Here is a 12,584-nt window from a genome sequence, read left to right on the forward strand (position 1 = left end):
CCGGTCTATGGTGAACAGATGACCGCCGTGAATCTCGGACTGCCGCTTCGGTCCGGCGCGGCCGGCGCGGCCGGTGTGGCCGGCCCGGACAGCCCGTACGGACCGCCGGACACGGCGGGCCGACCGGAGACCGCCGAACTCGTCGACCGATTCGGCCGCGTGGCGCGCGACCTGCGGGTGTCGGTGACCGAGAAGTGCTCGCTGCGCTGCACGTACTGCATGCCGGCGGAGGGACTGCCTGCCATCCCGCGCGAGAACCTGCTGAGCGCGGCGGAGATCGCCCGCCTCGTCGGCATCGGTGCGCGCGACCTCGGGGTGCGCGAAGTGCGATTCACGGGGGGAGAGCCCCTGATGCGGGCGGACCTCGCCGAGATCATCGGCCGCTCCGCCGACGCGGCGCCCGGGGTCGACCTCTCGATCACCACCAACGGGATCGGGCTCGACCACCGCATCGGCGAGCTGGTGCAGGCGGGGCTCACGCGGGTCAACGTCTCGCTCGACACGATCGACCGCGAGCACTTCGCCGCCCTCACCCGCCGGGATCGCCTCCCGGCCGTTCTCGCCGGCATCCGTGCCGCGCACGAGGCCGGGCTCAGTCCACTCAAGATCAACGCCGTGCTGATGCGCGACACCCTGGCCGGCGCCGCCGACCTGCTCGGCTGGGCGATCGACAACGACTGCCGGCTGCGCTTCATCGAGCAGATGCCGCTCGACGCCGACCATGCTTGGGCCCGCGACAATATGGTGCCTGCCGCAGAGCTGCTGAGCGTGCTCGGCACCCGCTTCGAACTGACGGACCCGGGGCGCGACGACCCGTCGGCGCCGGCGGAGGAGTGGCTGGTGAACGGCGGCCCGGCCACGGTCGGCATCATCGCCTCGGTGACGCGCAGCTTCTGCTCTGCGTGCGATCGCACCCGGATCACGGCCGAGGGCACGGTGCGCTCGTGCCTCTTCGGCGACGACGAGACCGACCTGCGCCACCTGCTGCGCACCGGAGCCGACGACGCCGAGATCGCCCGCTGGTGGCGTGCGGCGATGTGGGGCAAGCAGGCCGGTCACGGGATCGACGCGGCCGGTTTCGTTCCACCGGTGCGCAGCATGGGGGCGATCGGTGGCTGAGACCGTGCTGGTGCGGTACTTCGCCGCCGCCGAGGACGCGGCCGGGCGACCCGAGGAGCGTATCGAGCTGGCCGAGTCGACCCTCGGGGCGCTCCGCACCGAACTGGAGTCGCGGTACGGCGCGGACATGGCACGCGTCCTGCGGTCCGGTTCGTTCCTGGTCGACCGCGTGGTGTCACGCGATCCGGCCCGCCGCATCGGAGCGACCGTCGACGTGCTCCCACCGTTCGCCGGCGGCTGAGGTCGCTGCGCCGACCACCGCGCGCCCGCCTCAGGCGTTGTACATCGTGACCGCCGCGGCCGGGAAGACGAGCGCGATCCCGACGCCGGGCCCGAGTCCGAGCTCGGCGACCGCGGCCGGAGGGACCAACGCCGGCAGGCTGTCCGTGCGCACACGCACGAGGTCGCCGCGCGGCTCCAGGTCGAGCACCGTCGCCGGCACGCGGTTCACATCCGCCAGGGCGACGCCGGGGGCGTGGATGCTCTCCACCCGCACCTCGGCCGGCCGCACGACCGCCGCCACCCGCGCATCCTGCCGGACGGTCTCGACCGCGCGGGCCGCGACCGCGAGGCCGTCGTCCGTCACGAGACCGCCTGGCGTGCGCCGCCCGGTCAGCAGGGCGACGCCGGTCAGCTCTGCGGTGAACGGATGCCGTGGCCGCTCCAGCACGGAACGCGTGGCTCCCTGCTCGGCGATCGTCCCCTCGTGCAGCACGACGACCCGGTCGGCGAGCAGGTAGGCGTCGAGCGCATCGTGGCTCACGATCACGGCCGTGCGGTCGTCGAGCACACGCGCGAGCATCTGCCGCACGGACGAGGTCACGGCGACGTCGAGCGCGGAGAGCGGCTCGTCGAGCAGCAGCAGCCGCGGTTCCGCTGCGAGCGCCCTGGCGATGGCGACGCGTTGCGCCTGGCCGCCCGAGAGCTCGGCCGGATGGCGATCGGCGAATTCGCCCGCCCCCACCTCGCCGAGCCAGTGCTCGGCACGTGCGCGCGCCTCCGGCCTGGACGCCCGCGCTGTGCGCGGCCCGAACTCGACATTGCGCCGCACCGACAGGTGCGGGAAGAGAAGCGGCTCCTGCGCGAGCAGTGCGATGCCGCGGCGATGCGGCGGCGTCCAGACTCCACCCGGTGACGCGAAGAGCGTGTCGCCGCCGAGCACGGCGCGGCCCGTGTCTGCGCGCACGAGCCCGGCGAGCACTCCGAGCACGGTCGACTTGCCGGCGCCGTTGGGCCCGAGAATGGCGACCGTCTCTCCCTCGGCGAGCTCGAGCGCGACCTCCACGCCCCGTTCGGCGACCGTGGCCTCCAGCGTCAGGCTCACGCGAGCGCCCTCCGCCGGCGTCGCGCCGGCTCGCCGGCGCCGTGCGCGACCGCGACGACCACCACGGCCACGGCGATCAGCACCAGCGACAGCGCGACCGCCGCAGCAGGATCCGTCTCCCGCTGTAGGTAGATCTCGAGCGGGAGCGTGCGCGTGACGCCCTGCAGGCTGCCGGCGAACGTCAGCGTGGCGCCGAACTCGCCGAGAGCGCGCGCGAACGACAGGATGGCGCCCGAGACCAGGGCGGGCAGCACGAGCGGCAGCGTCACGCGGAACAGCACCGTGCTCGGACCCGCTCCGAGTGTGGCGGCGACCGCTTCGTACCTCGTTCCCGCGGTGCGGAGGGCACCCTCGAGGCTCAGCACCAGGAACGGCAGGGCGACGAAGGTCTGGGCCAGGATCACCGCGCTGGTCGAGAAGGCGACGTCGAACACGCCGCCCAGCATCCCGCGTCGTCCGAACAGGTAGAGGAGCGCGAGGCCGCCGACGACCGGCGGCAGCACCAGCGGCAGCAGCACGAGCGCCCGGATCACACGCTGTCCGGGAAAGGACCCGCGGGCCAGCACCGTCGCCATCGGCACGCCGAGCACGATGCAGAGCAGAGTGGCGGCCACCGAGGTGCGCAGGCTCAGCAGGAGGGCGTCGACCGAGGAGGGGGAGGTGATCAGCGGGACGAAGTGCGCCCAGTCCACCCGCGCGATGAGCGCGACGAGCGGGAGCACCACGAACAGGCCGCCGACGACGGCGACGGCGATGATCCAGCGCGGCAGGCCGAGACGGGATGGGCGGGGCATCGGCTACGGCGCTCCGAAGCCGGCGTCGGCCAGCACCTTCTGGCCGTCCGGCCCGGTCACGTAGTCGACGAAGGCGCTCGCGAGCTTCGGGTTCTTCGAGCCCGTCAACGCGACGATCGGATAGGTGTTCACCGCGGACGAGGCCTCGGGGAACGGCACCGAGTCCACCGCGTCACCGGCGCCCTTGACATCGGTCACGTAGACGATCCCGGCGTCGGCCTCTCCGGAGCTGACCTTGCCGAGCACATCGGTCACCGCCGACTCCTGGCTCACGGGCTTGAGCGTGACACCGGTGGAGGCCTCGACCTTCGCCGTCGCAGCGCCGCACGGCACCTGCGGAGCGCAGATCACCGTCTTGACCCCGGGCTTCGCCAGGTCGGAGAACGAGGTGATGTGAGCGGGATTGCCCGGGGGGACGGCGATCGCGAGCACGTTGGTCGCGAAGTCGACCGGTTGGCCGGCGGTGAGCGCGGCATCCGTCGCCTTCGCCATGTTCTTCTCGTCGGCGGAGGCGAACACGTCGGCCGGCGCGCCCTCGGTGATCTGGGACACCAGGTCCGAGGAGCCGGCGAAGCTGAACGTGATCGTCGTGCCGGGGTGCTTCGCTTCGAAGTCCGTGCCGAGCGCGGTGAAGGTCTTGGTCAGGGAGGCGGCGGCGAACACCGTCGCGGAACCCGAGAGCGCATCGGCGGAGGCCGACGGGGTGCCGCCCGGCGATGAACCGGCGGACGAGCATCCGGTCGCTGTCAGCGCGATCGCGGCGAGGAATGCGGCGGTGACGGTGGCGGTGATGCGGCGGCGCACGGTCAGTCCTTCCCAGTAGGGGTCTCGACGATCACGGTGGTGGCCTTGACGACCGCGATGGCGACCGAACCGAGTTCCAGGCCCAGTTCGCGCACCGCCTCGCTGCTCATCAGCGAGACGACACGGTGTGGGCCGCACTGCAGCTCCACCTGCGCCATGACGCGATCGGCGACGATGTCGGTCACGATGCCGACGAAGCGGTTGCGTGCCGACCGGCCGATGTCCGACGGGTCGGCGGGGAGCACCGCGTTCTGCTTGGCGAGCTGAGCGAGCTCGAAGCCGTCGATGACCGTGCGGCCGGCGTCGTCTCTTCCGCTCTCGATGACGCCGGACTCGATCCAGCGCCGAACCGTGTCGTCGCTCACCCCGAGGTACAACGCGGCCTGTTTTATCCGAATCTGCGGCATGAATCACATGCTAGAGCCGAATTCGCGGAAATGAACCGTCTTCTACAGGCCGACCCATTCGGAGACGCCGTCGGAGAAGTGCTGCCGCTTCCAGATCGGCACGCGCGCCTTGATCAGCTCGATCAGTTCCGCGCACGCCGCGAAGGCTTCTGCACGATGCGGGGCCGCCACCGCCGCCACGAGCGCCAGGTCGCCGATCGTCAGGGAGCCGACGCGGTGCTCGGCCGCCACGCGCAGGCCCGTGCGACCGGCGATCTCGTCGCAGCATTCCTGCAGGAACCGCTGGGCCTCCGGATGCGCGCGGTAGTCGAGCGACACGACCCCGCGTCCCCCGTCGTGGTCGCGCACGATCCCCTGGAACGCCACCACCGCGCCGGATTCCGCGCGCCAGACGAACTCGTCGACCGCCGACGTGTCGAGCGGGTCCTCGCTGATCCGGGCGAACACGTCGCTCATGCGCCGTGCTCTGCCGCTCCGCGGACCTGGTCGACCAGGTGCGTCAGCAGGTCGCCGAGCACCTCGAGTCCATCGGCCACGCCGCCGCGGGAACCGGGCAGGTTCACGATCACGGTGTCGCCCGCGACCCCGGCCAGGCCGCGGCTGAGCGCCGCGAGCGGGGTGTGCGCGAGCCCGCGCACACGCATGGCCTCCGCGACGCCGGGCAGCTCTCGGTCGAGCACCGCCGCCGTGGCCTCGGGAGTGCGGTCGGTCGGCGAGATGCCGGTGCCGCCCGTGGTGATGATGACGGCCGGACGCGCGGCGACGGCGGCGCGCAGCGCGTGGTCGATGTCGGCGTCGGCCACCACCCGCAGCTCGGTGCTCGGGTGCCCATGCTCGGCGAGCCAGGCCGCGATCACCGGCCCGGTCGCGTCGGGCCGCTCGCCGGAGGCGGCGCGGGTGGACGCGACGACCACGATCGCCGTCGGGCGCGGTGCGGAGGCGTGGGCGGCTTCCGGCGCATCCGGTTCGGCCGCGGGCTGATCCGCGCCCGTTCCGGCGCCGGCGGGCACCGCATCCGGCTCGCCCGCTCGGCGCCATTCGCCGCGCTTGCCGCCGCTCTTGTACGCCAGGCGCAGGTCGGTGAGCATCGCGCCCGGATCGATGGCCTTCACCATGTCGTGCAGCGTCAGGCCGGCGACGGACAATCCCGTCAGGGCCTCCATCTCGACGCCGGTCTTGCCTGTCGTCGTGGCGGTCACCTCGATGCCGATCGTGCCGGCCTCCGCGTCGAGCGAGAACTCGACGTGCACGGCGTCGAGCGGCAGGGGGTGGCAGAGGGGGATCAGCTCCGAGGTGCGCTTCGCCCCGGCGATGCCGGCGATGCGGGCGGTGGCGAGCACATCGGCCTTGGGGAGCCCGTCTGCCCGCACCAGTCGCACGACCTCCGAGGTCGTCACCAGCCGGCCGCGGGCGATCGCGATCCGGTGCGTTGCGGCCTTGTGGCCGACGTCGACCATCCGTGCCCGTCCGTCGTTGTCGACATGCGTCAGCTCGCTCATAGTGTCCACACTGTCACGTCGGCGCCCGCCGCGACCTGCTCGGCGTCGGCGGGGAGATCGATCAGCACGTCGGAGCGTGCCATACCGGCGACGAGGTGCGAGCTCGGGCCGGAGGCCTGTTCGACCCGGCCGTCCGGCAACTGCCGTCCGCGCAGGAACTGCCGCTTGCCCGCCACCGACGTCAGGGCGTCGGCAAGAGGAACCTGCCTCACCGGGATGTCGGGCAGCGCCGCCGCCCGGCGCAGGATCCCGCGGAGGAAGACGGTGAACGACACCTGCGTGCTGACGGGATTGCCCGGGAAGCAGATGATCGGCACGCCGTCCACGATGGCCGTCGCCTGCGGCCCGCCCGGCTGCATCGCCACGGTGCAGACCTCCGCGCCGCGCGGTTCGAGCACCTCGCGCACGACCTCGAAGGCGCCCTTGGAGATGCCGCCGGACGTCAGGATCAGGTCGCTCGCAGCGATGGCGTCGGCGAGAACGCCCTCGAACGACGCGGGGTCGTCGTCGCTCGTGCCGCGATAGCCGACGACGGCACCGGCGTCCTCGGAGAGTGCGGCCAGGGCGATGCCGTTGGCGTCGAAGACCTGCCCGAACTGCGCGGGGCGATCGCCGCGCACCAGTTCGGAGCCGGTGGTGATGATGCCGACGCGCAGGGGCGCGAGCACCCTCACCTCGCCGACGCCGGCAGCGGCGAGGGCGGCGAGATGCCGTGGCGCGAGCCGCGTGCCCAGCGGAACGATCACGTCGCCGCGGTGCAGGTCGCTGCCGCGCTCGCGCACGTACTCGCCCGCGCGCCGCGAGCGGCGGACCTCGACGATGGACCCGGCCAGGTCGTCGTCGCGGCCGAGCACCAGCTCGGCGTCTTCCACCGGGACGATCGCGTCGGCCCCGGCCGGCACCGGCGCTCCGGTCATGATCCGGATGGCCGTACCCGGCGTCAACACGACGGGAACCGTGTGACCGGCGGGAACGTCGCCCGACACCTCCAGGGCGATCGGAACGGTCTCGATGTCGCTCGCGCGCACGGCGTAGCCGTCCATCTGCGAGTTGCGGAACAGGGGGAGGTCGACGGCGGAACGCACGTCGTCGGCGGTCGTGCGGCCGAGCGCGTCGGTGAGGGGGACGACCTCGGACGCACGGGCCATGAGCAGCGGAGCGAGCATCCGGCCGATGCGAGCGGCGTGCTCGTCGACCGATACGGAGGAGGTCATGACCTCAGTATCGCGCCAGGGACCCGTCGATGTCTCTGGCCCAGGCGTCGATCCCTCCGGCGAGCACGAGCCCGGGTGCGCCGGCGGTGTCCAGCGCCCGCCGCGCCACCTCGGCGCGCGGGCCGTGATGGCACACGATGACCAAGGGGTCGTCGCCGAGCCGGGCGGCCACGCCGGCAGGGTCGCGCTGCACCACCGCGAGAGGCACCAGCAGCGAACCGGGGATCGAGGCGAGGTCGGCCTCCCAGGGTTCGCGCACGTCGATGAGGGTGAACGGCTCGCCCGCCTCGAGACGGGCGCTGAGCTCTCCCGGCGTCATCGTCGCACTCACTCCGCAGAACAGGTCGTAATCGATCAGCCGGGTGACCGGCTCGGCCTCGGCGTCGCGCTCGTAGGCGAGCTCGCGGAAGCCGCCGCTGAGGGCGTCGTGCACGACGACACGGCCGACGAGCGGCTCGCCGGTGCCCGTCACGAGCTTGACGGCCTCGCTCACCATCAGGCCGCCGATGACCGCGCAGACCGACGGCAGAACGCCTGCCTCGGCGCAGTTCGGAACGCTGCCCGGCTCCGGCGGAACGGGGAAGAGGTCACGGTACTGCGGACCCTCCGCAGCCCAGCTCACGCCGACCTGGCCGCCGAACCGGTGCACGGCGCCCCAGACGACCGGCACGCCCGCGAGCACGCCCGCATCGTTGACCAGGTAGCGGGTCGGGAAGTTGTCGCTGCCGTCGAGCACCAGGTCGTAGCCGGCGATGATCTCCCGGGCGTTGGCGGACGTCAGCATGGTGTCGTGCACCACGACGGCGGTCTCGTCGTCGAGCAGCGCGACGGCCTCGGCGGCGGAGTCGGCCTTCGATCGCCCCACGTCCGCCGGGCCGTGCACCGTCTGCCGCGGCAGGTTGCTCCATTCCACGCGGTCGCCGTCGACGATCCCGATCGTGCCGAAGCCCACCGCGGCGAGGCCGGGGAGCACCGCGCTGCCCAGGCCGCCTGCGCCGACCACGAGCACACGCGCGTTGCGCACCCGGCGCTGGGCGTCCATCCCGAAACCGGGGAGCCGGGCGGTGCGGGCGTAGCGCGCCTCGCGCTCCGGCGGGAGTTCCGGGCCGATGCCGACGAGGGGCGCGAACGTCATGGTGACCAGGCTAGACCGGCTCGGGGGAGCGCTACGAGACCGTGACCGAGATCTGGTGCAGCCCCGTCGCCCCGTTGGGCACGACGTCGGCGACGGCGGAGGTCTGCACCCTGCCCTTCGCGTCGGTGGCGCGCACCCGGATGGTGTGCCGGCCCTTCTCTGCGTTCCAGGCGTACTTCCACTGCCGCCAGGTGTCGACGGAGATGGCGTCGGCGATGTCCGCCTGCTCCCACGGGCCGTCGTCGATCTGCACGTGCACCGCACTCACCCCGACGTGCTGCGACCAGGCGACCCCGGCGATCGCCACGGTCCCCGCCGTCACCTGGCGCCCGGCGGCGGGCACGTCGATCCGCGACTCGAGTTTCACCGGGCCGCGCTGCGACCAGCCTCTGTCGGTCCAATACGAGGTGGCCCGATCGAATCGGGTGACCTCCAGGTCGACCACCCACTTGGTCGCGGAGACATAGCCGTAGAGACCGGGGACGACCATCCGCACCGGGTAGCCGTGCTCGAGGGGGAGCGGCTGCCCGTTCATCCCGACGGCGAGGATGGCGTTGCGCTCGTCGGTGAGCGCCTCGATCGGCGTGCTCGCCGTCCAGCCGTCCTGGCTCTTCGAGAGCACCATGTCGGCGTTCGATTTCGGCTTCGCGCGCGCCAGCAGGTGCCGGATGGGGTAGCCCAGCCAGGTCGCGTTGCTGATCAGGTTGCCGCCGACCTCGTTCGACACGCAGGTGAGCGTCGTGATGCTCTCCTCCAGCGGCAGCTTCAGCAGCTCCGCGAAGCTCAGTTCGATCTCGTCCTCGACGAGACCGTGGATGCGCAGCCGCCAGGTCGAGGGATCGATCCCGGGGATCTGCAGTGCGGTGTCGATGCGGTAGAAGTCCGCGTTCGGGGTGATGATCGGCGACAGCCCGGCGATGTCGAACGAGGCGCCGGCCGGGATCGGCGGGGCGGCCACCGCCGCCTTCGGCAGGTGGAAGGCGGCACGGGCCGCGGCCGCCGCCCGGTATCCGCTCGAGACCACCTGGCCGATCGCCACGGCGATCGCTCCGCCCGCCGCCGTCGCGCCGGTCGCGACGAGGAACCGCCGACGGCTGACGGCGCCGGAGGGCGCGACCCGCGTGGGAGCGGTGCCGCGCAGCATCCGGGCCAGGGCGCCGAGCACCAGGATGGCGACGATCGCGGCGACCGCGGACGGGACCGCGTCGAGCACGCTCGCGCCCGACCTCGTGAGTGCGGCGAGAACGCCGAGAGCGCCGCCGAGGGCGATCAGGATGCGGCCCACCGGCGGCCGCAGGCTCTCCAGCCAGCCGGCCAGAGCTCCCGCGATCAGCAGCACCAGAGCGAGGCTCACGATGAGGACGGTCTTGTCCTGCGTGCCGAAGACGGAGATCACGGCCTCTTTGAGCCAGCCGGGCACCAGGTCGATCACGGCCGCGCCCACCACGAGCACCGGACTGCCGTTCTGCGCGAAGAGGGAGCTGACCAGTTCGCCGGCCCCGACTCCGGCCAGAATGCTTGCGACCCCGGTCGCCGCCGGGCGCCAGAACGACACCATGACGCGAGGTTAGGTCGCAAAGCTGTGACCCAGGCGAGTGCGGCCGTGGGAGGCTTGACCCACCATGCCAGCACCCGATGAGTCGACTCCCGCCCGCCGCCTGCGTGTCGAGGACATCCCCGGCTACGACGGCCCGGGGACCGCCGGAGACGACGAGGTCTACGACACGTTCGTCGACTGGGTCGCCGGTCGCGGCATCACGCTCTACCCGGCGCAGGACGAAGCCGCCATCGAGATCGTCGCGGGGGCGAACCTGATCCTGAGCACACCCACAGGAACCGGTAAGTCGCTCGTCGCCGTCGGTGCCCACTTCGCCGCCCTCGCCCGCGGCGAGCGCACGTTCTACACCGCGCCGATCAAGGCCCTGGTCTCCGAGAAGTTCTTCGCGCTCGTCGAGATCTTCGGCGCCGAGAACGTCGGGATGATGACCGGCGACTCCGCGGTCAACGCCGACGCCCCGATCATCTGCTGCACCGCTGAGATCCTCGCCAACCTCGCCCTCCGGCACGGCGCGGATACGCCGGTCGGCCAGGTCGTGATGGATGAGTTCCACTTCTACGCCGACCCCGACCGCGGCTGGGCGTGGCAGGTGCCGCTCCTCACGCTGCCGCGCGTGCAGTTCATCCTGATGTCGGCGACGCTCGGCGATGTGACCGAGCTGGCCGCCGACCTCACCAGGCGCACCGGCCGCGAGACGGCGGTCGTGACCGGGGTCGAGCGTCCCGTGCCCCTGCACTACTTCTACGAGCTCACCCCGGTGCACGAGACCGTGGAGGACCTGCTGAACACCGCGCAGGCGCCGGTCTACATCGTGCACTTCTCGCAGCTGGCCGCGCTCGAGCGGGCCCAGGCGCTGTCGAGCGCCCGCATCGCCAGCCGGGAGCAACGGGATGCGATCGCCGAGCTGATCGGCGGCTTCCGGTTCACGACGTCGTTCGGCAAGACCCTGTCGCGACTGCTGCGACAAGGCATCGGCGTCCACCACGCCGGAATGCTCCCGAAGTACCGGCGTCTCGTGGAGCAGCTCGCGCAACGCGGCGTGCTCCGCGTCATCTGCGGCACCGACACGCTCGGCGTCGGCATCAACGTGCCGATCCGCACGGTGCTCTTCACGGCGCTCACGAAGTTCGACGGCACCCGGATGCGTCAGCTCAACACCCGCGAGTTCCACCAGATCGCGGGGCGCGCCGGTCGTGCCGGCTTCGACACGGCCGGAACGGTGGCCGCCCAGGCGCCCGAGCACGAGACCGAGAACCTCAAGGCGATCGAGAAGGCGGGTGACGACCCCAAGAAGCGCCGCAAGATCGTGCGCAAGAAGGCTCCGGACGGCTTCGTGTCGTGGGGCGAGCCGTCGTTCCGCAAGCTCATCGAGGCGGAGCCGGAGACCCTGACCTCGTCGATGCAGATCACGAGCGCGATGCTGATCAACGTCGTCGCGCGCGGGGGAGACGTGTTCGAGCACGTGCGCTCGCTGGTGTTCGACAACCACGAGCCGTGGAAGCGGCAGCTCGCGCTGGCGCGCCGCGCCCTCGGCCTCTACCGCACGCTGGTGACGGCCGGCGTCGTCGAGAACGTCGACGGGCGGATCCGCCTCACGGTCGACCTCCAGCCGAACTTCGCGCTGAACCAGCCGCTGTCGCCGTTCGCGCTCGCCGCCTTCGAGCTGTTCGACATCGAATCGCCCGAGTACGCGCTCGACATCGTCTCGGTGGTCGAGGCGACGCTCGACGATCCCCGGCCGGTGCTCTCCGCGCAGCAGTACGCCGCGCGGGGCGAGGCCGTCGCTGCCATGAAGGCGGACGGAGTGGAGTACGACGAGCGCATGGAGGCGCTCGAGACGATCGAGCATCCGAAACCGCATGCAGAGCTGCTGCAGGAGGCGTTCGTGACCTACGCGGCCAGCCAGCCGTGGGTGACCGACTTCGAGCTCAGCCCCAAGTCAGTCGTGCGCGATCTGTACGAGCGTGCGATGACGTTCGACGAGTACATCGCGTTCTACAAGCTGGCCCGCTCCGAGGGAGTGGTGTTGCGCTACCTCTCCGACGCCTACCGCGCGCTCGGTCAGACGGTGCCGTCCGACCTGCGCACCGACGACCTGAACGACCTCATCGAGTGGCTGGGGGAGCTGGTGCGCCAGGTCGACTCCAGCCTGCTCGACGAGTGGGAGGAGCTCATCCATCCGGATGCCGCGCGGCACGCCGCCGAGTCGGAGGAGATCGCGCCTCCCGCACCGCGCAATGTCACCACGAACCGCCGCGCGTTCTTCGTGCTGGTGCGCAACGAGTTGTTCCGCCGCGTGCAGCTCGCTGCGCTCGACCAGGTGGAGCAGCTCGGCGCCCTCGAGAACGAGGCGGCGGCGCTCGCCGGAGAGGCGACGCCGGCATTCACCGCCCTCGACTGGGACGAGTCGCTCGAGGCGTACTACGACGAGCACGACGCGATCGGCACGGATGCGGCGGCGCGGTCCGCGGCGATGATCGTCGTCGACGAGTCCCCGGCGGCGGCGGAGGGTGTGTGGCGGGTGCGTCAGATCCTCGCCGACCCGGCGGGCGACCACGACTGGGGGATCAGCGCCGATGTCCTGCTCGGCGCGTCGGCGGAGCAGGGCGTCGCGGTGCTGCGTGTCACGTCTGTCAACCGCCTCTGACGCCGAGTTGACCTCCACGATGAGCCGTGTGAGTATCGTCGTGGTCGCGAAACTGCGCCAGGTCATTTGCATGAAATCCTGAA

Annotated in this window: 12 protein-coding genes; 3 read left to right on the plus strand and 9 right to left on the minus strand. The window is 71.8% G+C overall.

What is annotated here, in order from left to right; genetic code table 11:
• Positions 1 to 18: 18 nt before the first annotated feature.
• Both moaA and PKE84_RS15265 read left to right on the plus strand, forming a co-directional pair.
• Complete coding sequence (gene moaA / locus PKE84_RS15260; protein ID WP_271178123.1) at positions 19 to 1,119, plus strand: GTP 3',8-cyclase MoaA; 1,101 nt, start codon at positions 19 to 21, stop codon at positions 1,117 to 1,119.
• A complete protein-coding gene (locus PKE84_RS15265) occupies positions 1,112 to 1,360 on the plus strand; it encodes a MoaD/ThiS family protein (protein WP_271178124.1) in 249 nt (82 codons plus the stop codon). The genes moaA and PKE84_RS15265 overlap by 8 nt, the downstream gene beginning before the upstream one ends.
• A 30-nt stretch (positions 1,361 to 1,390) precedes the next feature.
• Here PKE84_RS15265 and PKE84_RS15270 read toward each other — a convergent pair whose 3' ends face one another.
• The 9 genes from PKE84_RS15270 to PKE84_RS15310 are packed head-to-tail and all read right to left on the minus strand — an operon-like array spanning position 1,391 to position 9,854.
• On the minus strand, positions 1,391 to 2,443 hold the full coding sequence (locus PKE84_RS15270; protein WP_271178125.1) for a sulfate/molybdate ABC transporter ATP-binding protein: 1,053 nt from the start codon (positions 2,441 to 2,443) through the stop codon (positions 1,391 to 1,393).
• The gene (locus PKE84_RS15275) at positions 2,440 to 3,237 is read right to left on the minus strand and encodes an ABC transporter permease (RefSeq protein WP_271178126.1); all 798 of its coding nucleotides are present in this window, start codon (positions 3,235 to 3,237) and stop codon (positions 2,440 to 2,442) included. Before PKE84_RS15275 ends, PKE84_RS15270 begins: the two co-directional genes overlap by 4 nt.
• 3 nt (positions 3,238 to 3,240) lie before the next feature.
• Positions 3,241 to 4,047: a molybdate ABC transporter substrate-binding protein gene (gene modA / locus PKE84_RS15280; protein ID WP_271178910.1), complete on the minus strand. Its 807-nt coding sequence runs from the start codon at positions 4,045 to 4,047 to the stop codon at positions 3,241 to 3,243.
• The gene (locus PKE84_RS15285; protein WP_271178127.1) at positions 4,044 to 4,448 is read right to left on the minus strand and encodes a TOBE domain-containing protein; all 405 of its coding nucleotides are present in this window, start codon (positions 4,446 to 4,448) and stop codon (positions 4,044 to 4,046) included. The genes modA and PKE84_RS15285 overlap by 4 nt, the downstream gene beginning before the upstream one ends.
• Before the next feature lie 42 nt (positions 4,449 to 4,490).
• Entirely contained in the window at positions 4,491 to 4,904 is a 414-nt protein-coding gene (locus PKE84_RS15290; protein ID WP_271178128.1) for a molybdenum cofactor biosynthesis protein MoaE, read from the minus strand.
• Positions 4,901 to 5,947 (minus strand): bifunctional molybdenum cofactor biosynthesis protein MoaC/MoaB, encoded by a 1,047-nt coding sequence (gene moaCB, locus PKE84_RS15295; protein ID WP_271178129.1) that lies wholly within the window; start codon positions 5,945 to 5,947, stop codon positions 4,901 to 4,903. Before moaCB ends, PKE84_RS15290 begins: the two co-directional genes overlap by 4 nt.
• A complete protein-coding gene (locus PKE84_RS15300) occupies positions 5,944 to 7,161 on the minus strand; it encodes a molybdopterin molybdotransferase MoeA (RefSeq protein WP_271178130.1) in 1,218 nt (405 codons plus the stop codon). Before PKE84_RS15300 ends, moaCB begins: the two co-directional genes overlap by 4 nt.
• A gap of 4 nt (positions 7,162 to 7,165) precedes the next feature.
• Positions 7,166 to 8,296: a ThiF family adenylyltransferase gene (locus tag PKE84_RS15305; protein WP_271178131.1), complete on the minus strand. Its 1,131-nt coding sequence runs from the start codon at positions 8,294 to 8,296 to the stop codon at positions 7,166 to 7,168.
• A gap of 31 nt (positions 8,297 to 8,327) precedes the next feature.
• Positions 8,328 to 9,854, minus strand: a complete 1,527-nt coding sequence (locus PKE84_RS15310; protein WP_271178132.1) for a molybdopterin-dependent oxidoreductase — start codon at positions 9,852 to 9,854, stop codon at positions 8,328 to 8,330.
• A 64-nt stretch (positions 9,855 to 9,918) separates the two neighbouring features.
• On the opposite strand from PKE84_RS15310, the gene PKE84_RS15315 reads away from it, so the two are divergent.
• A complete protein-coding gene (locus PKE84_RS15315) occupies positions 9,919 to 12,501 on the plus strand; it encodes a DEAD/DEAH box helicase (RefSeq protein ID WP_271178133.1) in 2,583 nt (860 codons plus the stop codon).
• Positions 12,502 to 12,584 lie beyond the last annotated feature (83 nt).

The sequence above is a fragment of the Leifsonia poae genome (assembly GCF_027921845.1).
Lineage (GTDB): Bacteria > Actinomycetota > Actinomycetes > Actinomycetales > Microbacteriaceae > Leifsonia > Leifsonia poae.

What these genes read in the sequence shown, in the direction of transcription:
- moaA (WP_271178123.1), top strand. Translation starts at nt 19, where the DNA reads ATGACCGCCGTGAATCTCGGACTGCCGCTTCGGTCCGGCGCGGCCGGC.
- PKE84_RS15275 (WP_271178126.1), bottom strand. Translation starts at nt 3,237, where the DNA reads ATGCCCCGCCCATCCCGTCTCGGCCTGCCGCGCTGGATCATCGCCGTC.
- PKE84_RS15285 (WP_271178127.1), bottom strand. Translation starts at nt 4,448, where the DNA reads ATGCCGCAGATTCGGATAAAACAGGCCGCGTTGTACCTCGGGGTGAGC.
- PKE84_RS15290 (WP_271178128.1), bottom strand. Translation starts at nt 4,904, where the DNA reads ATGAGCGACGTGTTCGCCCGGATCAGCGAGGACCCGCTCGACACGTCG.
- moaCB (WP_271178129.1), bottom strand. Translation starts at nt 5,947, where the DNA reads ATGAGCGAGCTGACGCATGTCGACAACGACGGACGGGCACGGATGGTC.
- PKE84_RS15300 (WP_271178130.1), bottom strand. Translation starts at nt 7,161, where the DNA reads ATGACCTCCTCCGTATCGGTCGACGAGCACGCCGCTCGCATCGGCCGG.
- PKE84_RS15305 (WP_271178131.1), bottom strand. Translation starts at nt 8,296, where the DNA reads ATGACGTTCGCGCCCCTCGTCGGCATCGGCCCGGAACTCCCGCCGGAG.
- PKE84_RS15310 (WP_271178132.1), bottom strand. Translation starts at nt 9,854, where the DNA reads ATGGTGTCGTTCTGGCGCCCGGCGGCGACCGGGGTCGCAAGCATTCTG.
- PKE84_RS15315 (WP_271178133.1), top strand. Translation starts at nt 9,919, where the DNA reads ATGCCAGCACCCGATGAGTCGACTCCCGCCCGCCGCCTGCGTGTCGAG.